Here is a 23,282-nt window from a genome sequence, read left to right as displayed (position 1 = left end):
CAGCTTGTGCTCCCACACGTGCTCAAGGCACCTCTGGCATTCAGCTTGCCATTCACCGCTCTCACTCCAGATTCTAATCCCCTCTCAAGACACAAGCGGCTTTAGCCGCGAAGAAGCCAACGCGGTGGGTGGCACCGGCTGCGCCGGTGTTCGCGGGTAAACCCGCTCCCACAGGAATTGCGCCATGGTCCAGACGGCGTTCAACCCGTTACATCACCCGCGCACGCCCAGCATCCCGCGCTCGACGATGAAATCGATCACCGCCTGCAGCCCCTCGCCCTTCTTCAGGTTGCTGAAGGTCCATGGCCGCTGTGGGCGCATGCGCTGGGTATCGCGCTCCATCACTTCCAGAGAAGCGCCCACATAGGGCGCCAGATCGGTCTTGTTGATCACCAGGAAATCCGACTTGGTAATCCCCGGCCCGCCCTTGCGCGGGATCTTCTCGCCTTCGGCCACATCGATCACGTAAATGGTCAGGTCGGCCAGCTCCGGGCTGAACGTGGCACTCAGGTTATCACCGCCGCTTTCGACGAAGATCACCTCAAGGTTGCCAAACTTGCGCGCCAGTGCTTCGACCGCCGCCAGGTTCATCGAGGCGTCTTCACGAATCGCCGTGTGCGGGCAACCGCCGGTTTCCACCCCGACGATGCGCTCCGGCTCCAGGGCCCCGGCTTCGGTGAGGATGCGCTGGTCTTCCTTGGTGTAGATGTCGTTGGTGACCACAGCGATCTGGTAGTGGTCGCGCATGGCCTTGCACAAGGCCTCGAGCAGCGCCGTCTTGCCGGAGCCGACCGGGCCGCCGACACCGACGCGCAGGGGTTGTTGATAGCTTTGCATACAGGCAGTCCTCAGGAACGGAACAAACGGGTGTATTGGGTTTCGTGACGCGATGAGGCAATGGCCAGCAACGGCAGGCCGCCGCCAAGCTGGTCATCGCCCAGGGCCAGTGCCCGGTCGAGGGCTGCAGGCAGCCCTGCCCCCAGGTCGAGCAGCAAGGTCTGGGCAGCCTGCTGGCCGAACGGCACCAGCTTGACCCCGGCCATTACCGCGCCCTCCAGCCAGGCAAAGCCATGACCCAGGGCCAACTGGCGCAATGGGATCGCCCAGTGCGCAGCCAGCCAGGCCATACCGCCCAGCTGGGTGAGTTCGAGGCTGGCACGCCAGGCCGGCGCCTGACCCAGTTGCCAGCCATCCAGCAGCCGTGCCAGCGCCGCGCCGCGCTGCTGCTCTTCCAGGCGCAGTTCGGCGGTTTCGCGGTTGGCCAGCAGAAAGCGGCTCCAGTGGCCGAAAGCCTCGGCGTCCTCGGCCTGGCAGGCACGGTACAGGCGCGCCAGCACCGGCCAGTCGAGGCAGGCCAGGGTGTCGTCGATCTGTTCGCGCTGCCAGGCAGCGAAACCATCCACGTCCCGTACCCAGCCGACTTCGACCGCCCACTCCAGGCCTTGCGAGTAGGTAAAACCACCCACCGGCAAGCCAGGGCTGGCCAGCTGCAACAGGCGCAGCAACGCCAGGTCGCTGTCCATCAACCGGCCAGTACCAGCGCGGCGCCGGCCAGCAGGCCACCGCCAAAGGCTTTCTGCAAGCCACTATGCCTGCGCAGCAGACAACCGACCGCGAAGCCGGCCGCCAGCAAAAGGCCGCTGACCGTGACGAAGCCGGCACTGAATTGCCAGAACGCGCTTGGTGTGGCCTCCACGCCATGGGCCCAGCCATGGAACAGGGCGAACACCGGCATGGCCATGGCCAGCAGCAGTTGACGGCGAGGCAGCAGCACGGCCCCGGCAGCCACCAGCAGCGACACGGCAATCAGGGTTTCCATGCCCAGCACATCGCCGAACAGGTGGCCGCACACCGCGCCGCCGAACATCGCCGCGAGGGTTGCCAGGGGTAGCGTCAGGCTGCGCCGGGTCAACGCGGCGAGCACACCGGTGCCCAGCAGCATAAGCAGGTGGTCAAGCCCGGTCAGCGGGTGCAGCAGGCCGTCCTGCAGCGGGTTGGCGTCGTGCCCGGGGTGGGCGAAGGCTGGCAGCGCCAGCATCAGCAGAAACAGGGCGAAAGTCTTTTTCATCGGTTGCTCCAGGCAGTTCAGGAATGGGCAGGCAGGCGCACGAACGGATGATCGTGGCCGTGGGCATGGCTATGGCTGTGCGGCGCGCTTTGGTAGGCGCCCGCTTCGGGCTCGAAGGGTGCCTGTTCGGCTTCTACCGTCAGGCCCAGACCACGCAACATGTCGTCCAGCACATGGTCGTGCTGGAAGCGCAACAGGCCGGGTTCAATCTGCAGCGGCACATGGCGGTTGCCCAGGTGATAGGCCGCGCGGGCCAGCAAGTGCGAGTCGGCACAGCGCACCGTGGACACTGCTTCGGGTGCCGCCAGCACACGGATCAGCTGTGTACCCTCGGCATCGGCCAGCAGTTCGCCTCCGCGCAGCAGGTGGCCGCGCTCGAGCATCAGCCCGGCCTCGCGGCCATCATCCAGGGTCACCCGCAGGCGGCTCTTGATGCGGCTGTCCACGTCCAGGGTGACGGTACCGGTTTCGCCCAGCGTGCCGGGGTCGGTGATACGGCGGGTCAAGACAATCATCGATGCTCCTTCAGAACAGGAAGTAACGCTGGGCCAGCGGCAGTTCGCGGGCCGGCTCGCAGACCAGCAGTTCGCCGTCGGCACGCACCTGGTAGGTCTGCGCATCGACCTCGATCAGCGGCTGCAGGGTGTTGTGGACCATGTCCGGTTTGCGCACCCGGCGGCAGCCGTGGGCCACGCCGATCAGGCTGCGCAGGTTCAACTCCTCGGCCAGGCCGCGGTCCATCGCTGCCTGGGGCAGGAAGGTCATGCGCGTGGCATGCCGTGCCGCGCCCAGGGCGCCGAACATCGGCCGGTAATGCACCGGTTGCGGCGTGGGGATGGAGCCATTGATGTCGCCCATGGGCGCAGTGACGATCATCCCGCCCTTGATCACCAGGGCCGGCTTGACCGCAAAGAACGCCGGCGCCCACAGCACCAGGTCGGCCAGCTTGCCGACCTCCACCGAGCCCACTTCGTGGCCGATGCCATGGGTCAGTGCCGGGTTGATGGTGTACTTGGCGATGTAGCGCTTGACCCGGAAGTTGTCGCTGTAGCTGGTATCTGGCGCCAGTGGCCCGCGGCGCAGCTTCATCTGGTGGGCCACCTGCCAGGTGCGCAGCACCACCTCGCCAACCCGGCCCATGGCCTGGGAGTCGGACGAGGTCATGGCAAAGGCGCCCATGTCGTGGAGGATGTCCTCGGCGGCAATGGTTTCGCGGCGGATGCGCGACTCGGCAAAGGCCACGTCTTCAGCGATGCTCGGGTCCAGGTGGTGGCAGACCATGAGCATGTCCAGGTGCTCGTCCACGGTGTTGACCGTGTACGGCAGGGTCGGGTTGGTCGAGGACGGTAATACGTTGGCCTGCCCCGCTGCGCGGATGATGTCCGGGGCGTGGCCGCCACCCGCACCCTCGGTGTGGAAGGTGTGGATGGTGCGGTCGCCGATGGCCGCCAGGGTGTCTTCGATACAGCCGGACTCGTTGAGGGTGTCGGTGTGGATCGCCACCTGGATGTCCATTTCCTCGGCCACACCCAGGCAGCAGTCGATGGCCGCCGGTGTCGAACCCCAGTCTTCGTGCAGCTTGAGGCCCACGGCACCGGCCGCGATCTGCTCGCGCAGTGCTTCCGGCCGCGAGGCGTTGCCCTTGCCCAGCAAGCCGATGTTGATAGGCAGGCTGTCGGCGGCCTGAAGCATGCGCGCCAGGTACCAGGGGCCGGGCGTGCAGGTGGTGGCGTTGGTGCCGGTGGCCGGGCCGGTACCGCCACCGATGAAGGTGGTGACACCGCTGTTCAGCGCTTCGTCCACCTGCTGCGGGCAGATGAAGTGGATGTGCGAGTCGACGCCACCGGCGGTGACGATCTTGCCCTCGGCCGCGATCACCTCGGTGCCGGGGCCCACCGGCACGTTCACGCCGGGCTGCACATCGGGGTTGCCAGCCTTGCCGATCACCGCGATGCGCCCGTGCTTGATGCCGATATCGGCCTTGACGATGCCCCAGTGGTCGATGATCAGGGCATTGGTCAGTACCAGGTCCATGGCTTCGGCGGCCAGCATCTGGCCCTGCCCCATGCCATCGCGGATGACCTTGCCGCCACCGAACTTGACCTCTTCGCCATAGATGGTGAAGTCCTGCTCCACCTCGACCCACAGCGCAGTGTCGGCCAGGCGTACGCGGTCGCCCACGGTGGGGCCGAACATATCGGCATAGGCCTGGCGGGAAATACGGCTCATGCCCTGCCCTCCAGCGCGCCCATCACCTTGCCCTGAAAGCCATGGACCTCGCGCTTGCCGGCGTAGGCCACCAGTTGCACGGTACGCGCCTGGCCGGGTTCGAAACGCACGGCGGTACCCGCGGGGATGTCCAGGCGAAAGCCCAGGGTCGGTGCGCGCTCGAACACCAGCGCCTCGTTGACTTCGTAGAAGTGGTAGTGCGAGCCGACCTGCACCGGCCGGTCGCCATGGTTGGCCACGCTGACGCTGACCGTCGCGCGGCCGCTGTTCAGCTCGATGTCGCCGGCGGCGACCTGGATTTCACCTGGGATCATGCGGGGCTCCTGGGCAGTTTCAGACGATGGGGTCATGCACGGTCACCAGCTTGGTGCCATCCGGGAAGGTCGCTTCGACCTGCACGTCGTGGAGCATTTCGGCAATGCCGGGCATTACCTGCTCGCGGCTCAGCACTTCGCGCCCCAGGCTCATCAGCTCGGCGACGGTGCGGCCATCACGGGCGCCTTCGAGCACGGCGGCACTGATCAGCGCCACCGCTTCCGGGTAGTTGAGCTTCAGGCCACGGGCCAGGCGCCGCTCCGCCAGCAACGCGGCGGTGAACAGCAGCAGTTTGTCTTTCTCTCTCGGGGTCAGCTCCATGGCGCTCTCTCAGGTAGCCCAGATACGCGGCGGGCAGGCAGGCAGGCCGAGGACGGCCGGGCGCAGCACATGCCACAGGCGTTGCAGGGTGCGTTGCAGGTGTTGGTTGTCATGGTCGAGCACGCGGATCACCAGCAGCGACCCGAGCAGGGTCGCGCCAGCCGGGTTGGCCAGTTCGTCAAGCAGCGGGCGCACCAGCTCCAGCACGGCCTGGTCGGCTGGTGCGGCGCAGAAGGTGGCCAGCAGCGGATGCCCGCCTAGCTTGTCCAGGCGCCCGCCTTCAAGACGCAGGCGCTCGTGCAGGCCGACTTCGTCGGGCAGTTCGATGTGCAGGCGGCTGTCGAGGGCACCCTGGTCGAAACGCTCGCCCATCACCGGGCGCCCCAGGCACAGGGTTTCCCAGGCCAGCAGGCGCGCCCCCGGTTCGAGGGTGAAACGGCTTTGCAGGCTGGCACGGGCGCCGGAAAAGAAGATGCTGTCCTGCGGTAGCCACTCCAGGGTGCTGCCAGCGGCCAGGTGGTAGCGCTGGGCCAGCCGCGCGGTCGGGCCGATGCTGCGGTAGAACTTGCTGGCGCCGGGCATGGTCAGCAGCGCGTGGCTGCCCGGTTCCAGCTGGATGTCCAGTTCCAGGCGGTCGCCGGCGACGATGCCGCCGGGTGGGTGCAGCACGTAGACATGGCAAGGTGCACCTTCCGGATAGAACGGACGCTGCACCAAAAGAGGTCCGAAATGCCGCCACGCACCAAGGCGGGTCACCTCGTCGCGCCTGACGAAGCGCAACTGCAGGTGGGCGCTCCAGCCTGCATCGTCTTGCTGTTGTTCAATCTGCTCCGCGAGCGACATCCTGCGGCCCCTGAAATCCGTGGCCTGCTGGCCGTTTAGAGGGGCAGGCATGCACGGCTACAGCGCGCGCGGCCTGACCACTCGATCAAATTCTCAGGCTGGATATAGCAGGTTGCGGGCCAACTCCGCAGGTGAACGAAAATGAAACTTTTGCCGCAGCCGCTCTGGCATCGGGCATACGGGGGGATGGCGCACAAGGCGGGGGCGTGCATCGGCCCTGTTTCGGTGCCGGGCCATCTCAAGGCAAAAAATTACCCGATGCTGTGACACGGCCTCTGTGGGCGCGGGTTTACCCGCGAAGCATCCCACCCAGTGCATGGCACGGGCTTCGCCCGTGTTCGCGGGTGAACCCGCTCCCACAGGGTTGGAGCTAGCCCTTTATACAGCGGCAAAGCCTCAGTAATCGAAGCGGTCCACCGCACGCCGGCGTTCGTTGTCATCACGCCGGTCATAGATGGCCGTGGTCTGGATATTGGCGTGATGCGCCAGCTTCTGCGCAATCGACAGGTCATGCTCTTCGATCACCCGGGTGATGAACGCCCGGCGGAAGTCGTGCGGCATGATCTTCACGCCCACCTGCGCGCCACGCTGGCGGGCGATGTAGTAAATGGCATGCTTGGTGATACGCGCCCGGGTGATGTGGCTGCCACGGCGGATGCGGTTGAACAGGAACGGGTCGTCTTCAGCCCCTGCCGGCAGGTCCTGGCGGCGCAGGTCCAGCCACGCCTGCAACTTCTCGAACGCCCATGGCGGGGCGTACTTGATCAACTGGCGGTTACCCTTGCCCAGCACCTGCAGGCTGCGCGCCTCGAAATCGACCTGGTCCAGGTCGATGTCCACCGATTCCGACTTGCGCATGCCTGTGCCGTACAGCAAAGCGATGATCGCCGCGTCACGTACCCCCTGCGGCCGTGGGTCGGCCGCACACACATCCATGAGCTCGCGGATCAGGCTGCGGCGCAGGTTGCGCCCCGGCGGCAGGCGGCTGCCAGTGTCCGGCTTGACCTCGCGAATGCGCAGCAACTGCTCGTGATCGATCAGGCCCTGGCGCCAGGCTTCGTTCATCACTCCGCGGATGGCGTTGACGTACAGCGACGAGCTGTTGGGTGCGTAACCGTCGGCACGCAGCGCCGCTACCAGGGCGATCACATGGCCGGGCTCGAGCCGATGCCAAGGCACATCGACGATATTGCAGTCGACAAAACCCAGCCGGTCGGCGGCGTCCTGAAGGATGTAGCGCATGGTTTGCTGGCTGGATGGGGCCAGGCGGGCCATGTACTGCAGCAGCGGATTTTTCGAGAGCTCGGACAAAACGTGAATCCTGTAGCGAAGCGTTGACCAGCAGCGAACCGGCCAAACCCTGAAGCAAGTCAAAACGACATATACGCAAGTCTGAATGACAGCAAAGTACGCATGTCATTCGGACCCAGAGAGGTGCCATCACCTTGATATACAAAGGGTTTGAAGCTGGCACGGATCGTGATCTTACCCCAATTGAGCCTACTGAACGAACGAAGGACCGCCCATGCTTGTACAGCCGATCGAGTCACGCCCGCGCCAGGCCGTCTGGGGCCTGGGTTTCCGCCCATTCTTCCTGGGGGGTAGTTTGTTTGCGCTGCTCGCCTTGCTGTTGTGGGCCGGCGTTCTGGCCGGGGCGCTGGAGCCCACGCCCCCCGGCGGCATGCTCGCCTGGCACCGCCACGAGATGCTCTATGGCTTTGCTGCCGCCATCATCGCCGGCTTCCTGCTGACCGCCGTGCAGAACTGGAGCGGCACCCCAGGCTTGAGCGGGCGTGCGCTGCAGGGGCTGTTCCTGCTTTGGCTGCTGGGCCGGGCAAGCTGGTTCCTGCCATTACCGGGCAGCTTGCTGGTTGTGATCGAGGGCAGCTTCCTGCCACTGGTGGCACTGGCCCTGGCACGGCCGATCGTGCAACGGCGCTTGCGTAACAACTACCCGATCGTCGGCCTGGTGCTGTTGATCGCCGCCTGCCAGTGGCTGACCCTGGTCGGCTGGCTGCGCCAGGACGAACTGTGGCAGCGCCGCGGGGTGTTTGCCGGGTTGTGGCTGGTGGCCGCGATGATGACCGTGCTTGGCGGGCGGGTGATCCCGTTCTTCACCCGGCGCGGCCTGGGCAACATGGCCCCGACCCCTGCCCGCCCCCGGCTGGACCGGGCCTGCCTGCTGCTGAGCGTGGCGGTACCGCTGGCCTTTGCCTCGGGCTTGGCCGATACGCCACGTATCGCCCTGGCCGTGCTGTTCAGCGCCTTGTTCGCCCTGCATACGGCCCGCCTGGCCTTGTGGCATGACCGTGGCTTGTGGCGGGTGCCCCTGCTGTGGTCGCTGCACCTGGCCTATGCCTGGATTGCTATTGCCTGCTTGGGCATGGCGCTGTGGCATGCCGGGGTGGCGCTGGGCCCGAGCCTGGTGACCCACGCCCTAACCGTAGGCGCCATGAGCGGCTTGATCCTGGCGATGATGGCACGGGTCAGCCTGGGCCACACCGGCAGGCCGCTGCAGGTGCCGACCAGCATTGCCTGGGCCTTTGCCTTGATACAACTGGCGACGCTGGCGCGGGTGGTGCTGCCGCTGTTAACGCCGCTGGGGGTGAGCCTTTCAGTAGTGTGCTGGAGCCTGGCGCTGCTGCTGTTCCTGCGTCACTACCTGCCCATCCTGCTGCAGCCACGGGCTGACAGTATGCCGGGCTAGCCTTGATGCCCAGATTGGGGCCGCTTTGCGGCCCAAAGTTTCAGCGCAGACGCACAAATTGCCGGGGCCGCGTTAACCTCCCGGCGCTGGCCACCACCCCGGGAACATCTGCTGCACCCGGGGTTCGGCGAAGCGCTCGTCGATCAAGACCAGAACGCCACGGTCCTGGTCGCCCCGGATGACCCGGCCTGCCGCCTGGATGACCTTGCGCACGCCCGGGTAGAGATAGGCGTAATCGAACCCCGCACCAAACTGCCGCCCCAGGCGCTGCTTGAACTGCTCGTTGACCGGGTTGACCTGGGGTAGCCCGAGGGTGGCGACAAACGCGCCGATCAGCCGTGTGCCCGGCAAGTCCACCCCCTCCCCGAATGCACCACCCAGCACCGCAAAGCCCACCCCACGGCCATCCGCCACAAAACGGTCGAGAAAGCCCTGGCGGGCCGCCTCGTCCATGCCCGGTTCCTGGACCCACAAGGGTATCTGTGCATGCCGCTCGGCCAGCAGCCCGGCCACCTGTTGCAGGTACTCGAAACTGCTGAAGAACGCCAGGTAGTTGCCCGGCATGCGCTCGTACTGCCGGGCAATCAGCTCGACGATCGGCGCCAGCGAAGCCTGGCGTTGCTGATAGCGGGTGGATACCTGGCTGGCGATGCGCACTTCCAGCTGTTCAGCGCGAAACGGCGCGGCCACTTCCAGCCAGGCGGTATCGGCCGGCATGCCCAGCAGGTCGCTGTAGAAATGCCGTGGGCTCAGGGTCGCGGAAAACAGCGTCACACTGCGCGCCGCCTGCATGCGCGGGCCCAACAGGCGCGCCGGGGTGACATTGCGCAGGCACAGGGTGGCCAGCCGGCGCTTGCGCGGGCCCTGGCGCTGGCTGATGTCGAACAGGAAGTGCTCGTCGAACAGCTCGGCAACCCGGCTGAACTGTAACGCCTGGTAGAAGAACTGCAGCACCTGCGGGTCCATTTGCGCAGGCGTCTGGTTCATCTGCTCCTGGATCAGCCCGATGCATTGCTGCAGGGCACGCAGCAATGCGTCCGGCAGCACCTCGCTGGCCTGGTACGGCGCACGCTGTTCCTTGTAGAGGGCGTTCCACTGCCGGTTCAGCCGGTCCAGCGCACTGACCAGCCCGTGCGGTTTGCTCTGGCGCAGGGCCAGCAACTGGCCCTGGTCGAGACTGGCGCTGTACATGCCGCGCCCGCGCTCGACCAGGTTGTGCGCCTCGTCCACCAGCACCGCGACCCGCCACTGGTTGGCCTGGGTCAGGCCGAACAACAAGGCGTGGGCATCGAAGTAGTAGTTGTAATCCGCCACCAGCACGTCTACCCAGCGCGCCATTTCCTGGCCCAGGTAATACGGGCACACCTGGTGCGCCAGGGCCACGTCGCGCAGCTGGGCGCGGTCGAGCAAGGGCAACGCTGCCGCCGCCTCCCGCGCGGCCGGCAGGCGGTCGTAGAAGCCTGCAGCCAAGGGGCAGGATTCGCCATGGCAGGCCTTGTCAGGGTGCTCGCAGGCCTTGTCGCGGGCGATCAGTTCCAGCGTGCGCAAGGCCGGCTGCGGCGTGGCGTGGGTGATCTGGCGCATGGCATCGAGGGCCAAGGCCCGGCCCGGGGTCTTGGCGGTGAGAAAGAACAGCTTGTCCAGTTGCTGCGGCACCATGGCCTTGAGCAGGGGAAACAAGGTACCGAGGGTCTTGCCAATTCCGGTGCTGGCCTGGGCCATCAGGCAACGGCCGGTACTTACCGCCTTGTACAGGGTCTCCGCCAGTTGCCGCTGGCCCTGGCGGAACGCCGGATAGGGGAAGCCCAGCGCTTGCAGGCCCCGGTTACGCTCGGCCAGGCGTTGCTCCTGCCCTTGTGCCCACGCCAGAAAGCGTTGGCACTGGGTTGCGAAGAAGGCCTGCAGTTCGGCAGCCGTGCAGTGCTCGCTGATCAGCGTCTGGCCGTCGCTGTCCACGTCCAGGTACACCAGCGCCACCTCGATGGCCGGCAGTTGCCGTGCCTGGCACATCAACCAGCCATAGACCTTGGCCTGTGCCCAGTGCAGCTGGCGATGGTTGGCCGGCTGGCGCGACAGCTCGCCACGGTGGGTCTTGATCTCTTCCAGGCGGTTGCAGGCGGGGTCATAACCGTCGGCTCGGCCGCGCACCGTCAGGGTTTCGAACTGGCCTTCGAGGGCAATTTCCGACTCGTAGCCCGTAGCGCGCCCCGCCACCACCCGCCGATGTCCCTCGATCCCCTCGTGTGCGGTGGGTGATGGCGTGAAGCGCAGGTCCAGGTCGCCGACCTTGGCGCTGAACTCGCACAAGGCGCGTACCGCCACGCTGTAGCTCACGGCGTTTCGCTCCAGCGCACATGGCACACCGCGACGGGCAGGCCGTGGGCCCGGCAGAACTCCAGCCAGCGCAGCTGGTTGTCCTGCAAGCGGTCGCCGGGCCCCTTGACTTCGACCATGCGGTAGCGGCCCTGTTGGGGCCAGAACTGGATCAGGTCGGGCATACCGGCGCGGTTGTTGCGGATATCCTGCAGCAGGCGCAGGAAGCACTGTTTCAAATGGGCTGCCGGCAGGCAGGCCAAGGCTTGCTCAAGCAATTCTTCACTGAGCATGGACCAGAACACGAACGGCGACTGCAGGCCTTGCTTGGCGGCGTAGCAGTCGAGAATCGCCCGGTGATGGCTGCCATCGTCAAGCCGCGCCAGGCAACGTTCGAACAGAGCACTGCGGCGTTGCTGGAAGTCGCTGTCGTGCAGGTCCTGCGGGGCGGCCTGAAACGGGTTGAAGAACGCACCAGGCACCGGGGCGAAGATCGCCTCCCAGCACAGCAAGCCGAACAGGCTGTTGAACAGCGTGTTCTCCACGTAATGCACTGGCCCACCGTCTTCGGCCAGGTGCTGGCGTACCGCTTCCTCCACGCCCAGCGCTGCCAGTTCCCGGGGCAGCTCCAGCTCGATCAGCTCCAGGGGCGCGAAACGCTGGCGCCGCTGTGGCGGGCCACCTAGCTTGCGGGCCAGGCGTGGCAACATGCGCTCCAGCGCCTGCACTTCCAGGGCGTTGGCCGGTGCCGCCGCCAGTTGCAGCGCCAGCGCATGGGCCTGGGGCCACTGCTCGCTGCGCTCCAGCACCCGCACCTGGCGGATGCGCGCCTGGGCATGGCTGCACTGCGCGTAGACCGCCATGGCCTGCGCCCAGTCACCCAGGCGTTCGCATTGCTGGCCCAGGGCGAACTGCAGGCGCGCATGGCGCCGGGCCAGCCACGGGTTGTCGCTGCGCAGGCCTTGCATGGCAGCCAGGATCGACAGCGGCTCGTCGCCCTGCTCCAGGCGCTCGGCACATTGGTGCAAGGCCATGGCCAGGTCGACTTCGGCACGTTGCTGCAGGGCACGCGAATCGGCACTGAACGGCACCTGTTCGTAGCGCAGCACACCGAGGTCGGCAAGGACGAAGTCCGACCAGTCCTGGTACAGGTTGCCGAAGAACAGCAGGCGCATGCGGTCGCACAAGGGTTGCAGGCACCACTGGAGGATGCGCACGCCGCTGTCCGGAAACCACTCGGCCAATGACCGGGCTTGCAGGCCCAAGGGTTGCAGCTGTGCAAGCAGGTCATGCTTGGCGGCGCGGGGACGGCTCAGCTGCGGGGCAAAACAGCGGGCAAGTTCGTCCTTGCGCAGCAAGACGAACAGTTGCTCCAGCGCCAGTTGCGCAGGTTCCTGTACCCAGCCGAGGGCCAGCAACGGCTGCAGGGCCTGCCCGGTATCGCCGATTTCGGCATAGTCGAGGCGATCACTGCGAAACAGCTCGCCTTTGCGCATGACCATGCGCACCATCAGGGCTTGTGCCGGGGCGTGCAGTTGGCTGAAGGTGCGGATGAAAGCGAGTTCCTGATCATCGAGCAGGTCTTCGTAGCGCTGTTCGACCCACAGCAGCACCTGGCGGAAGTTGTGCAGGTAATAGAACGGGTCGTCGACGGAATGGGCGATCACGGGCTGGGGTCAGGCGGCTGGAATGGATACTGGTTATACATACAGACCAGTATGCCTGGCAAGTGCCGTGGGTCGCTCAACAATCGGCTATCGGCTTGGGGGCTGCTTTGCAGCCCAATCGCGACGCAAGGCCGCTCCCACAGGTATTGCAGTGCTGTTGAAACCAGCGCGATACCTGTGGGAGCGGCCTGGCGTCGCGATTGGGGCGCAAAGCGCCCCCCGGAATTCACACCTGTTCCGTCGCCCCGACCATCTCCGCCGCCTTGACCTTGGCACTGCCAATCGGCGCCTGCAGCAGCAGGAAGTACGCCACCGCCGAACACAGCGCCACCCCTGCACTGATCATGAACGCCGTGGTGAACGAACCCGAGTACTGGATGCTGAAGCCGGTGACGATCGGCGCCACCGAGCCGGCAATGTAGCCGCCGAAGTTCTGGATCGAGCCAAACGAGGCCACGCGCTGGCTGTCGACGATGGTGTTGACGATCATCCAGGCGGTGGCACTGGCCATGTTGATGCTGAACAACGCCAGGCACAGCAGGATGATGCAACCGGTCAGGCCGGTGACGAACGACAGCGGCAAGGTGAACAGTGCCGCCAGCACCAGGCCGGTGATGACGCTGAACTTGCGGCTGGCCAGCACGCTCATGCCGCGCTTGACCAGCACGTCGCAGAAGCGCCCGGCGACGATCGTGCCCGCTGCGCCAAAGCCGTAGGCCAGCGACACCACCCAGGCAGTCTTGTACAGGTCCAGGCCGTGCTCACGCTCGAAGTAGCCAGGCAGCCAGGTCAGGTGCAGCCAGAGCATGTAGATCACGCCCATGAAGCCCAGTACCGCACCCCAGGTGCTGCGGTGCTTGAACAGGTCGAGCCAGCCGGCAAAGTAGGATGCCTTCGGCGCTGGTGCAGCGGCTACCGGCGCCGGCTGTTCGCCTGGCAGCGGCTTGCCTTCGGCAGCAAGCTCCGCCAGGTAGCGTGCCTTGCTTTTGTAGAAGGTCAACCAGCACAGCGCCAGCACCACGCCGATCACGCCTGTGATGATGAACATGCCGCGCCAGCCGAAGTTGACCATGAACAGTGTCAGCAAGGGTGGCGCCAGGCACGGGCCGAGGCAGGTCGAGGACCAGACCACGCCGGTCGGGGTGCCGCGTTCGTTGGCATCGAACCACTCCGACAGGGCCTTGGCCGCCGACGGGAACATCGGTGCCTCGCCAATCCCCAGCAGCACCCGCAGGCCCATGAAGCCGGCAAAGCTGTTGACCATGCCGAACGCGGCCTGTGCCACCGACCAGCCCAGCAGCGAGGCGCCGAGGGCGATCTTGCTGCCCAGGCGGTCGATGATCATGCCCATCGGCAGCTGGGCGAAGGCATAGGCAATGGAAAACGCCGACAACAGGATGCCCATCTGCGACGGGCTGATCATCATGTCTTTCTGGATCGAGGTGTTGGCGATCGACAGCGCACTACGGTCCAGGTAGTTGACGATACCGATCAGCAGCAGGAACACGACGGTGATGCGTTGGTACTTCTTCATAGGCTTCATGTGATGACCTTTATTATTATTGTTGCCGCGCTGTCAGCGCCTTGACGATCCTTCGTTGATGCTACGCCCTCCCTGACGCAGCGCGCCGCTCAAGGCTGGCGCGCGGTGGTTGCGACCTCCAGCAGCCCGCGCCGGCCGAGGCTGTGGATCAGCGCACGCAGGCCAAAGTCCCACTGCGGCGCCAGGTCGCTGGTGGTCACGCGGTTGCACAGGGTACCCAGGTGCGGGTTGCTGATGCTCACCACATCGCCCGGCTTGTGGGTGAAACCGTTGCCCGGTTGGTCGCGGTCCTGCTTGGGGGCGAACAAGGTACCGAGGAACAGCACCAGGCCGTCGGGGTACTGATGGTTCTCGTTGAGGGTTTGCTGCACCAGGTCCTGCGGGTCGCGGCTGATCTGGCGCATGGAGCTGCGGCCGGCGAGGATGAAACCGTCTTCGCCCGTCACCTGCAAGTCCACTTCGGCGGCGCGCACATCATCCAGCCCGAAACTTTCGTCGAACAGGCGCAGCAGCGGGCCCAGCGCGGTGGAGGCATTGTTGTCCTTGGCTTTTGACAGCAGCAAGGCGCTGCGGCCTTCGAAGTCACGCAGGTTGACGTCGTTGCCGAGCATCGCGCCCTTGATGCGACCGTCACTCGACACCGCCAGCACCACTTCCGGCTCCGGGTTGTTCCAGCTCGACTTGGGGTGGATGCCGATATCGGCGCCGTGGCCGACCGCCGACAGCGGCTGGGCCTTGGTGAACACCTCGGCATCCGGGCCAATACCCACTTCCAGGTACTGCGACCAAAGGCCTTGCTCTACCAGCACCTTGCGCAGCGCTTCGGCCTGGGCCGAGCCCGGCACGATCTGCGACAGGTCGGCGCCGATGCGGCTGGCCAAGGTGTCACGGATTGCATCGGCCTTGGCCGGGTCGCCCTTGGCCTGCTCTTCCACCACGCGCTCCAGCAGGCTGGTGGCGAAGGTCACACCAGCGGCCTTCACCGCCTGCAGGTCGATGGGTGCCAGCAGCCATGGCTGGTGCGGGTCGCGCTGGGCCGGGTCGCTGTTGCCCAGCAAGGCTGGCAGCCCGACCAGCGGTTCGGCCAGCGGCAGGCTGCGCAGGTAGGCGACCGGGTCGGCCACTTCCAGCAGGGCCGAGACAGTGGCTACATAGGGGCTGATATCGTGCACGGCGCCGGCCTTCACCAGCACCACCGCAGGGCCCTGCTCCGGCAGCCAGACCCGCCCTACCCAACTGCCGCTGTCGAACGCGCTGGCATCGTGATTCAGAGGCAGCGGTCGCTTGCCGTTCGCTCGATCAGTCATCTGTGTACCCTTACTGTCATTCATTGGGAAAGTGCTGGCAGTTGCAGCTGCACGGCCAGCCGGTCAAGGTCAGCCACCAGCTGTGGTGAAAGACGTGCCCCCTGCTCCAGCGCTTGGCGGCGCAGGGCGAGGCCAGCTTGCCCAGGCAGGCGCACCGGGCGCTCAGCATCGAGCGGCCGACTGGCCAGGACCAGCTGGCCGAGGAAGCTGGTTTCGTCGGTGAACGCTTGCAGGCCACCGAAGAAACGCGGGTCGATGACCACGGCCGTGGCCGAGGCCCCCCACTGGTCTGGTGCATCCTTGCGCCCGTGGCCGGCCAGCCCCGAGGTCAGGGCTTCGACCAGCAGCGCCAGAGCAAACCCTTTGTGGCCAAAGGCCTGGCCACCCAGGGGCAGGATGCTGCCTGGCGGGCTGGTGAAGAAGTCACGCGGGTCGTCGCTCAGTTGCCCGTCATTGCTCACCAGCACCGGGTGTGGCAGACGGCTGCCGGCATCGCGGCACTGGCCGACCAGGCCGAGGGTGACGGTAGACATGCTGACGTCCAGCAGAATCGGCTCGCCCTGGGTCGGGATACCCGCGGCAATCGGGTTGGGGGTGTAGACCGGGTCGACGCCGCCATGGGCGCAGACCAGCCCCACTGACGGGTCCGAGGAATACAGCACGGCCACCAGGCCCTGGTCGGTGTAGGGCTTGAGGTAGGCTGCCAGGCAGCCGATATGCGCGGCGCGGCGTACCACGGCGATACCGATGCCCTGCCCGGCCGCGCCTTTTGCCGCGCAGTCCAAAGCACGGCTGACGCAGTACGGCCCCAACACGTAGTGGCCATCGAACAGGCTGGAAATACCACTGTCGGACACCTGTTCCAGTGCCTGTGCACGGGCCTTGACCTGCCCGCTGAGCATACCGTCGATGTAGCGGCTGACCAGGTTCAGGCCATGGGTGCGATGGCCCAGCAATTCGCCTTCGAGCAGTACCCGGGTCACGACTTGGGCAACTTCGGTATCGGCGCCGGCCTTTTCGAACAGCCGCTCGACGAAGGTGGTAAGCGCTTGCACGTTGTAATGTGTGGTTTGAGTCATTGCGGTTGCCTCGGAAATGGGACAGGGCTTGGCGATCAGGTCACGGCACCGATCTGCCAGGGCACGAACTCGTTCTGCCCGTAGCCGTGCTGTTCGCTCTTGCTGCGCTCCCCGGAAGCGATGCGCAGCATCTGCTGGAAGATGAATGCGCCGCGTTCCTCGATGCTGGTGGAGCCGTCGGCGATGCCGCCGCAATTGACGTCCATGTCTTCTTCCTGGTGCTCGAACACCCGGTTGTTGGTCGCCAGCTTGATCGACGGCACCGGGGCGCAGCCGTAGGCCGAGCCACGGCCGGTGGTGAAGGCGATCAGGTTGGCCCCGCCAGCCACCTGGCCGGTGGCCGAAACCGGGTCGTAGCCGGGGGTATCCATGAACACCAGGCCCTGGGCACGCACCGCTTCCGCGTACTGGTACACGTCGACCAGGTTGCTGGAGCCGGCCTTGGCCACCGCGCCGAGGGACTTCTCGAGGATGGTGGTCAGGCCCCCGGCCTTGTTGCCGGCCGAGGGGTTGTTGTTCAGTTCGGCGTTCATGCGCTGGCAGTAGTCTTCCCACCAGCGGATGCGGGCCACCAGCTTTTCGCCGACCTCGCGGCTGACCGCCCGGCGGGTCAGCAGGTGCTCGGCACCGTAGATTTCCGGGGTCTCGGACAGGATCGCGGTGCCACCTGCCGCCACCAGGCGGTCGACGGCATTGCCCAACGCAGGGTTGGCGGTAATGCCGGAATAGCCATCGGAACCGCCACACTGCAGGCCGACCACCAGGTGCCGCGCACTGACCGGTTGACGCTGTACCTGGTTGGCCTCGGCCAGCAGCGCCTTGACCTGTTCGATGCCGGCAGCGATGGTTTTGGAAGTGCCGCCGATCCCCTGGATGGTGAACGCGCGCAGCTGGGCGCTGGCCTGCAGGCCCTGGGTTTCCAGCAGGCTTTCGATCTGGTTGGTTTCGCAGCCCAGACCAATGATCAGCACGGCGGCAAAATTGGGATGTACGGCGTACCCGGCCAGGGTGCGACGCAACAGGCCCAGGGCTTCACCGCTGGGGTCCACCGCACAGCCGGCGCCGTGGGTCAGCGCCACCACGCCGTCGATGTTCGGGTAAGCGGCCAGCACTTGAGGGTGAATGTCGCGGCGGAAATGGTCGGCCACGGCCCGGGCCACGGTTGCCGAGCAGTTCACCGAGGTGAGGATGCCGATATAGTTGCGGGTAGCGACCCGGCCATCGGCGCGCACGATGCCCTGGAACTGCGCTTCGCTGCCGGGCTGGTTGCGGGTGTCGACACCAAAGGCGTAGTCACGGGCGAAATCGCCCATCTGCACGTTGTGCACATGCACGTGTTCGCCGGCTTCGATGGCCTGCGAGGCAAAACCGATGATCTGCCCGTAACGGCGCAGGGGCTGGCCCTGCTCCACCCGTTCGGCAGCGACCTTGTGGCCCGAAGGGATCGGCTGGCGCACGGTAATCGCCTCGGCGTCCAGGCGCAGGCCTTGCGGCAGGGCCTGGCGGGCGATGAGCACGTTGTCCAGCGGGTTGAGACGGATGACGGCAAGGTCACCGGACTTGGCAATCAGTTGCATGGGACCTCTCAGGGCGGTGCGGCTGACTTCTTGTTATGGCTGCGACCACTGTAAGAAGCCTTGGGCAACATTCCCAATGAGATGATCCGATCGTGCGATAACCCTGGGTTATCAAAAACAGATATTAGTGCCTGTTTATCAATCGCATTTTAGGGCCATTGGGGCTGCTCTGCAGCCCTTCGCGGGCTTGCCCGCTCCCACAGGTACAGCGCATGCCTTGAACCTTGTGCTGTACCCGTGGGAGCTGGCTTGCCTGCGATGGGCTGCGCAGCGACCCCATGGGCTTCACCCCTGCTCCTGCTGACGGCGCCGAGCCCCCTCCAGCAAGATCTCGACAAACGCACGGGCCGAAGCGCTCAGCGGCTCATCCTTGCGGGTAACCACGCCGTACTCCAGCGCCGCCAGGTGCAAGGGGCTGCGCAACTCTTTCAGTTGGCCGCTGGCCAGCTGCGCGGCAACCATCGAGCGCGGCAACATGGCGATCATCGGCGCCGCTTGCAGCAGTTGCAGGAACATCGGCATGGAGATGGTTTCGACGCTGTCGGCTGGCGTGGCAATGCCGGCAACCCGGAAGGCCTGCTCCAGGCGGTTGCGGATCGGCGTGCCTACCGGGTACAGCACCCATGGCCAATCGCCCAGCGCTTTCAACGGCGTGCTTTCCAGCTGGTTGAGCGGGTGCTCGCTGTTGACCACCAGGCTGAACGGTTCGGGCTCCAGGGGCTGGAAGTCGAACAATTGGCTGAAGCGTTCTTCAGTGAAGCGGCCAATCATGATGTCGAGCTTGTTCTGCTCCAGCATGGTCAACAAGTGATCGCTGGAATGCTCCACCACTTCGATCGACAGCAATGGGCTGCGCGCCTTGATCGCGGCGATGGCCTGCGGCAGCACCAGCGCGGTGGCGGCAAAGATCCCGCCGACGCGGATAAAGCCGTGCCCGCCGTTGCGCAGGCGGTTGACCTGGTCGACGAACTGTTGTGACTCGGCCAGCGCGCCCTGGGCATAACGCACCACGTATTCGCCCAGTTCGGTGGGTGGCATGCTACGCGGCAGGCGCTCGAACAGGGCGAAGCCGAACTGCTCCTCAAGGTCACGCAACATCTTGCTCAGTGCCGGCTGGCTGAGGTTCATGCGCGTGGCGGTGGCGTGCATGTTGCGGGTGCGCGCCAAGGTGTCGATCAGCACCAGGTGCTTGTAGCGGATCCAGTTGCAAAAGCTGGAATGGGTCATCTCCGGCGGCATTGACGCAGGGCCTCAGGCAAGTGAAAAGGCAGGGCTATTGCGCCCGCAGGTAGTGCAGCAAGGTGTCCAGGGCAACCGAGTTGGGCCGCGCGCGCAAGGTCAGCACGCCCAGGTTGGCCATCGCCAGCGGCAGCTCCACAGGCAGGATGGCGACCATGCCATAGCGGGCATAATGCTTGGCCACGTCATCGGGCACCACCGCAATCATCTCGGAAGCTTCGAGCATGGCGGTGGTAGCCAGGATCGAGGCAGTTTCGACGATATCCAGCGACTGCACCATGCCACCGGCCTGCAGCGCGCTTTCGACACGGCGGCGCATCGGGCTGCCGATGGGGTGCAGGATCCAGGTAAGCGTCACCAGGTCGGCCAGTTGCAGCCCGGCCGCATTGGCCAGCGGGTGGCCGGCGCGGGCGATCACGCGCATCTGCTCACCGCCTTCGAACAGTTCGATGTTCAGGTCCTGGCTGTCGCTCTGGTCCGGCAGGCGCCCCACCACCATGTCGAAGTCGCCGCGCAGCAAGGCCGGCAGCAAGGTGTCGCTGGTGCCGACTTCCAGGGAAATACGCACCTTGGGGTGGTCGCGCTTGTAGGCCAGTACCGCCTTGGTCAGCACGCCCGGCACCGGCCCCATGACGCTGCCCACCCGCACCAGGCCCAGGGCTCCGCGCGCCAGCTCGGCAATCTGCGCCTGGGCATGCTCGAACTCATGCAGCGCGTTCTGCGCATAGCGGATCATCACTTCGCCATACAACGTCGCTTGCATTCCCCGTGGCAAACGCTCGAACAAGCGTACGCCCAGGCGCTCCTCAAGCTGCTGCAGCAACAGGCTGGCTGCCGGTTGCGTGGTGTGCATCGCCGCGGCAGCACGGCGCAGGTTAGCGAACTCGCCCAAGGCGTTGAGCAACGTGATCTGCCGGCTGGAAATCTTCAATGCGCCGAGGCTGGCAGGCGCCTGGGCGCTGTCGAGTGGCAAGCGAGACATATCGAATCCGGTATCGCTGGTTAAGAATTGGCGATTATGCCTGTATCGCTCGACAACCTACAGTCAGGTCTCCCTGTGCTTGAACAGAACAAGAGCCGACCATGAGCATACGTATTACCCACCTGAGCGTTCGCGACATTCGTTTCCCCACTTCGCTGTCGCTGGATGGCTCCGACGCCATGAACAGCGCCCCCGACTATTCGGCAGCCTACGTGGTGCTGCACACCGACGCCGAGGCGCTCGAAGGCCACGGCCTGACCTTCACCATCGGCCGTGGCAACGAGATTTGCGCGGCGGCGGTGCAGTCGCTGGCGCCGCTGATCGTTGGCCTCACCTTGGAGGAAATCACTGGCGACATGGGCGGTTTCTGGCATCGTTTCACCGTCAGCGACAGCCAGTTGCGCTGGCTCGGCCCGGAAAAAGGCGTGATCCACCTGGCCACCGCCGCCATCATCAATGCCGTGTGGGACCTGTGGGCCAAGCACGAGGGCAAGCCAGTGTGGAAGCTGCTGGCCGACATGACGCCCGAGCAGCTGGTGCGCTGCCTGGACTTCAGCTACGTCACCGATGTGCTCACCCCCGAAGAAGCCATCGCCCTGCTGCGCCGCCAGGCACCGGGCAAGGCCCAGCGCGAAGCACAGATGCTGCGCGAAGGCTACCCCGGCTACACCACTGCGCCAGGCTGGCTGGGCTACAGCGAAGAAAAGATGCGCAAACTGGCCCGCGAGGCGGTGGAGGATGGCTGGACCCATATCAAGCAGAAGATCGGTGCGGACCTGGAAGAAGACATTCGCCGTGCCAGCATCCTGCGCGACGAAATTGGCTGGGAGCGCACCCTGATGATGGATGCCAACCAGGTATGGGGCGTCGAGGAGTCGGTCGCCAACATGCGCCGCCTGGCCGCCTTCGAACCACTGTGGATCGAAGAACCGACCAGCCCGGACGACATCCTCGGCCACGCCACCATCCGCCAGCGTATTGCGCCGATTGGCGTGGCCACCGGTGAACATTGCCACAACCGGGTGATGTTCAAGCAGATGTTCCAGGCCGGCGCGCTGGACTTCTGCCAGCTGGACGCGGCTCGCCTGGGCGGCCTGAACGAAGTGCTGATCGTGCTGCTGATGGCTGCCAGGTACGACGTGCCGGTGTGCCCGCACGGCGGCGGTGTCGGCCTGTGCGAATATGTGCAGAACATTGCCCTGTTCGACTACATCGCGGTGTCGGCCTCGCTGCACAACCGGGTGCTGGAATACGTCGACCACCTGCACGAGCATTTCATCGACCCGGTGGTGATCCGCCGCGGGCGCTACATGCCGCCGCAACGCCCGGGCTACAGCATCGAAATGCATGCCGAGACTCTGGAACGCTACCAGTACCCCAACGGCGCGGTGTGGCTCGACATCAACCGTTCCTGACCCACAGACCTGGGTGTGCCGCCTTTGCGCGGCGCGCCACCAGTACTTTTCACGGGGAAAAAAACAATGACAATCCTCACCGGTACTGCAGCGGCCCCCGCCCCTGCCGCTACCACCGAACAGCGCCTTAACGGCCTGCTGCTGGGCAAATTGCTGCCGCTGCTCATCGTTGTCTACGTGATGAGCTTCCTTGACCGGACCAACATTGCCCTGGCCAAGGCCAGCATGGGTATCGACCTCGGCCTGTCGGCGGCGGCCTATGGCCTGGGCGCCGGCCTGTTCTTTCTTACCTATGCCTTGGCCGAAGTACCCAGCAACCTGATCATGCATCGGGTGGGCGCACGTTTCTGGATCACCCGCATCATGATCACCTGGGGCCTGCTCTCGGCGGGCATGGCCTTCGTCCAGGGCGAAACCTCGTTCTACATCATGCGCCTGTTGCTGGGGGTGGCCGAAGCGGGCCTGTTCCCTGGCGTGATGCTGTACCTGACCTACTGGTTCGACCGTGAACAGCGTGCCCGCGCCACGGGTTACTTCCTGCTGGGCGTGTGCCTGGCCAATATCCTCAGCGGCCCGCTGGGGGGCGCCTTGCTGGAAATGGACGGTGTGCTGGGTTGGCACGGCTGGCAATGGCTGTTCGTGCTCGAAGGCCTGCCCGCCGTGGTCCTGGCCTATGTGGTATGGAAGAAACTGCCTGATGGCCCAGCCTCGGCGCCCTGGCTGTCGGCCACCGATGCCGAGGACATCGAGCGCCGCCTGGCCGCCGAACGGGCCGCCGCACCGCAGCAGAGCAAGCTGGGGCAGATGTTCCGCGACCGGCAGATCTGGCTGGCGATCGTGGTGTACTTCGTGCACCAGATCACCATCTACACGGTGATTTTCTTCCTGCCGGGCATCATCGGCACCTACGGCGCGCTGTCGCCCTTCCAGGTCGGCCTGTTGACCGCCGTACCGTGGGTTGCCGCCGCCATCGGCGCCGCCACCTTCCCGCGCCTGGCCACCTCGCCGCGCCGGTGCCGCACCCTGCTGTTCTGCGGCCTGCTGACCATGGCGGCCGGGCTGCTGCTGGCGTCGCTGACCAATTCGTTCATCGGCCTGATCGGGTTTTCGCTGACTGCCCTGATGCTGTTCGTGGTGCAGTCGATCATCTTCGTCTTCCCCTCCAGCCGCCTGAGCGGCAGCGCGCTGGCGGCCGGGTTGGCCTTTGTCACCACCTGCGGCCTGTTTGGCGGTTTCGTCGGGCCATCGGTGATGGGCCTGATCGAGCAGGCTACCGGCAGTACCCGAAATGGCTTGTGGATCATTGCCGCGTTGCTGGTGGTAGCCGCGCTGGTCAGTACCCGCTTGCGGCAGGGGCAGGAGCAAGCGCATCGCTGACAGGAGGTTTTACCTGCCAGGGCCTCATAGCCGGCAAGCCGGCTCTCATAGAACTGCACATAACTCATTGAATTAGCAGGGACCCTGTGGGAGCGGCTTCAGCCGCGAACACCGGCGCAGCCGGTGCCATGCACCGCGTTGGATGCTTCGCGGCTAAAGCCGCTCCCACAGGGTTGAACTGCGCCCCTGATGTTGGACAAAAATCCAACCTCAGGGGCGTTTCACATGAGCAAGCACACCAGACAGTTCAAGCTTTCCGCCATCCAGGCTTTTCTGCAACGAGGCCTTGGCTACCGTTTC

20 protein-coding genes are annotated in these 23,282 nt (G+C 65.5%); 3 read left to right on the top strand and 17 right to left on the bottom strand.

The window, feature by feature from the left end:
- Positions 1-213: 213 nt before the first annotated feature.
- The 9 genes from ureG to J5M71_RS24790 all read right to left on the bottom strand — a co-directional run bounded on the left by ureG (position 214) and on the right by J5M71_RS24790 (position 7,087).
- Positions 214-837 (bottom strand): urease accessory protein UreG, encoded by a 624-nt coding sequence (ureG, locus tag J5M71_RS24830; protein WP_010953755.1) that lies wholly within the window; start codon positions 835-837, stop codon positions 214-216.
- Between the two features lie 11 nt (positions 838-848).
- Positions 849-1,523 (bottom strand): urease accessory protein UreF, encoded by a 675-nt coding sequence (locus tag J5M71_RS24825; RefSeq protein WP_207838017.1) that lies wholly within the window; start codon positions 1,521-1,523, stop codon positions 849-851.
- Positions 1,523-2,068 carry a HupE/UreJ family protein gene (locus J5M71_RS24820; protein WP_207838014.1) on the bottom strand — a complete coding sequence of 182 codons (546 nt, stop codon included), beginning with the start codon at positions 2,066-2,068 and terminating at the stop codon, positions 1,523-1,525. The genes J5M71_RS24825 and J5M71_RS24820 overlap by 1 nt, the downstream gene beginning before the upstream one ends.
- A gap of 17 nt (positions 2,069-2,085) precedes the next feature.
- A complete protein-coding gene (ureE, locus tag J5M71_RS24815) occupies positions 2,086-2,583 on the bottom strand; it encodes an urease accessory protein UreE (RefSeq protein ID WP_207838012.1) in 498 nt (165 codons plus the stop codon).
- A 10-nt stretch (positions 2,584-2,593) separates the two neighbouring features.
- Positions 2,594-4,297, bottom strand: coding sequence for an urease subunit alpha (gene ureC, locus J5M71_RS24810; protein WP_063913453.1), 1,704 nt, complete (start codon positions 4,295-4,297; stop codon positions 2,594-2,596).
- Complete coding sequence (locus tag J5M71_RS24805) at positions 4,294-4,611, bottom strand: urease subunit beta (RefSeq protein WP_025339426.1); 318 nt, start codon at positions 4,609-4,611, stop codon at positions 4,294-4,296. Before J5M71_RS24805 ends, ureC begins: the two co-directional genes overlap by 4 nt.
- 19 nt (positions 4,612-4,630) lie before the next feature.
- Positions 4,631-4,933 carry an urease subunit gamma gene (locus tag J5M71_RS24800; protein ID WP_003256923.1) on the bottom strand — a complete coding sequence of 101 codons (303 nt, stop codon included), beginning with the start codon at positions 4,931-4,933 and terminating at the stop codon, positions 4,631-4,633.
- 9 nt (positions 4,934-4,942) lie between these two features.
- Positions 4,943-5,776: an urease accessory protein UreD gene (locus tag J5M71_RS24795; protein WP_207838008.1), complete on the bottom strand. Its 834-nt coding sequence runs from the start codon at positions 5,774-5,776 to the stop codon at positions 4,943-4,945.
- A gap of 396 nt (positions 5,777-6,172) precedes the next feature.
- Positions 6,173-7,087, bottom strand: coding sequence for a tyrosine-type recombinase/integrase (locus J5M71_RS24790; RefSeq protein ID WP_207838005.1), 915 nt, complete (start codon positions 7,085-7,087; stop codon positions 6,173-6,175).
- Between the two features lie 214 nt (positions 7,088-7,301).
- Between J5M71_RS24790 and J5M71_RS24785 the strand changes: the two genes are divergently transcribed.
- The gene (locus tag J5M71_RS24785) at positions 7,302-8,483 is read left to right on the top strand and encodes an NnrS family protein (protein ID WP_207838002.1); all 1,182 of its coding nucleotides are present in this window, start codon (positions 7,302-7,304) and stop codon (positions 8,481-8,483) included.
- A 72-nt stretch (positions 8,484-8,555) separates the two neighbouring features.
- On the opposite strand, the gene J5M71_RS24780 is transcribed toward J5M71_RS24785, so the two are convergent.
- The 8 genes from J5M71_RS24780 to J5M71_RS24745 all read right to left on the bottom strand — a co-directional run bounded on the left by J5M71_RS24780 (position 8,556) and on the right by J5M71_RS24745 (position 20,190).
- Positions 8,556-10,817, bottom strand: a complete 2,262-nt coding sequence (locus tag J5M71_RS24780) for an ATP-dependent DNA helicase (RefSeq protein ID WP_207837999.1) — start codon at positions 10,815-10,817, stop codon at positions 8,556-8,558.
- A complete protein-coding gene (locus J5M71_RS24775) occupies positions 10,814-12,463 on the bottom strand; it encodes a VRR-NUC domain-containing protein (RefSeq protein ID WP_207837996.1) in 1,650 nt (549 codons plus the stop codon). The genes J5M71_RS24780 and J5M71_RS24775 overlap by 4 nt, the downstream gene beginning before the upstream one ends.
- Before the next feature lie 226 nt (positions 12,464-12,689).
- Positions 12,690-13,997 (bottom strand): MFS transporter, encoded by a 1,308-nt coding sequence (locus J5M71_RS24770; protein ID WP_207838019.1) that lies wholly within the window; start codon positions 13,995-13,997, stop codon positions 12,690-12,692.
- Between the two features lie 98 nt (positions 13,998-14,095).
- Positions 14,096-15,313, bottom strand: a complete 1,218-nt coding sequence (locus J5M71_RS24765; RefSeq protein ID WP_207837992.1) for a fumarylacetoacetate hydrolase family protein — start codon at positions 15,311-15,313, stop codon at positions 14,096-14,098.
- A 20-nt stretch (positions 15,314-15,333) separates the two neighbouring features.
- Positions 15,334-16,392, bottom strand: coding sequence for an Ldh family oxidoreductase (locus tag J5M71_RS24760; protein WP_207837989.1), 1,059 nt, complete (start codon positions 16,390-16,392; stop codon positions 15,334-15,336).
- A gap of 35 nt (positions 16,393-16,427) precedes the next feature.
- Entirely contained in the window at positions 16,428-17,969 is a 1,542-nt protein-coding gene (locus J5M71_RS24755) for an altronate dehydratase family protein (RefSeq protein ID WP_207837987.1), read from the bottom strand.
- 285 nt (positions 17,970-18,254) lie between these two features.
- Positions 18,255-19,208: a LysR family transcriptional regulator gene (locus J5M71_RS24750; RefSeq protein ID WP_207837985.1), complete on the bottom strand. Its 954-nt coding sequence runs from the start codon at positions 19,206-19,208 to the stop codon at positions 18,255-18,257.
- A gap of 34 nt (positions 19,209-19,242) precedes the next feature.
- On the bottom strand, positions 19,243-20,190 hold the full coding sequence (locus J5M71_RS24745) for a LysR family transcriptional regulator (protein WP_207837983.1): 948 nt from the start codon (positions 20,188-20,190) through the stop codon (positions 19,243-19,245).
- Between the two features lie 101 nt (positions 20,191-20,291).
- Between J5M71_RS24745 and J5M71_RS24740 the strand changes: the two genes are divergently transcribed.
- Together J5M71_RS24740 and J5M71_RS24735 are read left to right on the top strand one after the other, a co-directional pair.
- The gene (locus J5M71_RS24740; RefSeq protein ID WP_207837981.1) at positions 20,292-21,605 is read left to right on the top strand and encodes an L-fuconate dehydratase; all 1,314 of its coding nucleotides are present in this window, start codon (positions 20,292-20,294) and stop codon (positions 21,603-21,605) included.
- A 66-nt stretch (positions 21,606-21,671) separates the two neighbouring features.
- Entirely contained in the window at positions 21,672-22,982 is a 1,311-nt protein-coding gene (locus J5M71_RS24735) for an MFS transporter (RefSeq protein ID WP_207837979.1), read from the top strand.
- Positions 22,983-23,282 lie beyond the last annotated feature (300 nt).

The sequence above is a fragment of the Pseudomonas sp. 43(2021) genome (assembly GCF_017490805.1).
GTDB lineage: Bacteria > Pseudomonadota > Gammaproteobacteria > Pseudomonadales > Pseudomonadaceae > Aquipseudomonas.
Note: the sequence above shows the minus strand (reverse complement) of the source record. Positions and strands in the feature narration are given on the sequence as shown.

Excerpts from the sequence above, each read along its gene's own strand:
- ureG (WP_010953755.1), bottom strand. The coding sequence starts at position 837 with ATGCAAAGCTATCAACAACCCCTGCGCGTCGGTGTCGGCGGCCCGGTC.
- J5M71_RS24825 (WP_207838017.1), bottom strand. The coding sequence starts at position 1,523 with ATGGACAGCGACCTGGCGTTGCTGCGCCTGTTGCAGCTGGCCAGCCCT.
- J5M71_RS24820 (WP_207838014.1), bottom strand. The coding sequence starts at position 2,068 with ATGAAAAAGACTTTCGCCCTGTTTCTGCTGATGCTGGCGCTGCCAGCC.
- ureE (WP_207838012.1), bottom strand. The coding sequence starts at position 2,583 with ATGATTGTCTTGACCCGCCGTATCACCGACCCCGGCACGCTGGGCGAA.
- ureC (WP_063913453.1), bottom strand. The coding sequence starts at position 4,297 with ATGAGCCGTATTTCCCGCCAGGCCTATGCCGATATGTTCGGCCCCACC.
- J5M71_RS24805 (WP_025339426.1), bottom strand. The coding sequence starts at position 4,611 with ATGATCCCAGGTGAAATCCAGGTCGCCGCCGGCGACATCGAGCTGAAC.
- J5M71_RS24800 (WP_003256923.1), bottom strand. The coding sequence starts at position 4,933 with ATGGAGCTGACCCCGAGAGAGAAAGACAAACTGCTGCTGTTCACCGCC.
- J5M71_RS24795 (WP_207838008.1), bottom strand. The coding sequence starts at position 5,776 with ATGTCGCTCGCGGAGCAGATTGAACAACAGCAAGACGATGCAGGCTGG.
- J5M71_RS24785 (WP_207838002.1), top strand. The coding sequence starts at position 7,302 with ATGCTTGTACAGCCGATCGAGTCACGCCCGCGCCAGGCCGTCTGGGGC.
- J5M71_RS24770 (WP_207838019.1), bottom strand. The coding sequence starts at position 13,997 with ATGAAGAAGTACCAACGCATCACCGTCGTGTTCCTGCTGCTGATCGGT.
- J5M71_RS24765 (WP_207837992.1), bottom strand. The coding sequence starts at position 15,313 with ATGACTGATCGAGCGAACGGCAAGCGACCGCTGCCTCTGAATCACGAT.
- J5M71_RS24760 (WP_207837989.1), bottom strand. The coding sequence starts at position 16,392 with ATGACTCAAACCACACATTACAACGTGCAAGCGCTTACCACCTTCGTC.
- J5M71_RS24755 (WP_207837987.1), bottom strand. The coding sequence starts at position 17,969 with ATGCAACTGATTGCCAAGTCCGGTGACCTTGCCGTCATCCGTCTCAAC.
- J5M71_RS24750 (WP_207837985.1), bottom strand. The coding sequence starts at position 19,208 with ATGCCGCCGGAGATGACCCATTCCAGCTTTTGCAACTGGATCCGCTAC.
- J5M71_RS24745 (WP_207837983.1), bottom strand. The coding sequence starts at position 20,190 with ATGTCTCGCTTGCCACTCGACAGCGCCCAGGCGCCTGCCAGCCTCGGC.
- J5M71_RS24740 (WP_207837981.1), top strand. The coding sequence starts at position 20,292 with ATGAGCATACGTATTACCCACCTGAGCGTTCGCGACATTCGTTTCCCC.
- J5M71_RS24735 (WP_207837979.1), top strand. The coding sequence starts at position 21,672 with ATGACAATCCTCACCGGTACTGCAGCGGCCCCCGCCCCTGCCGCTACC.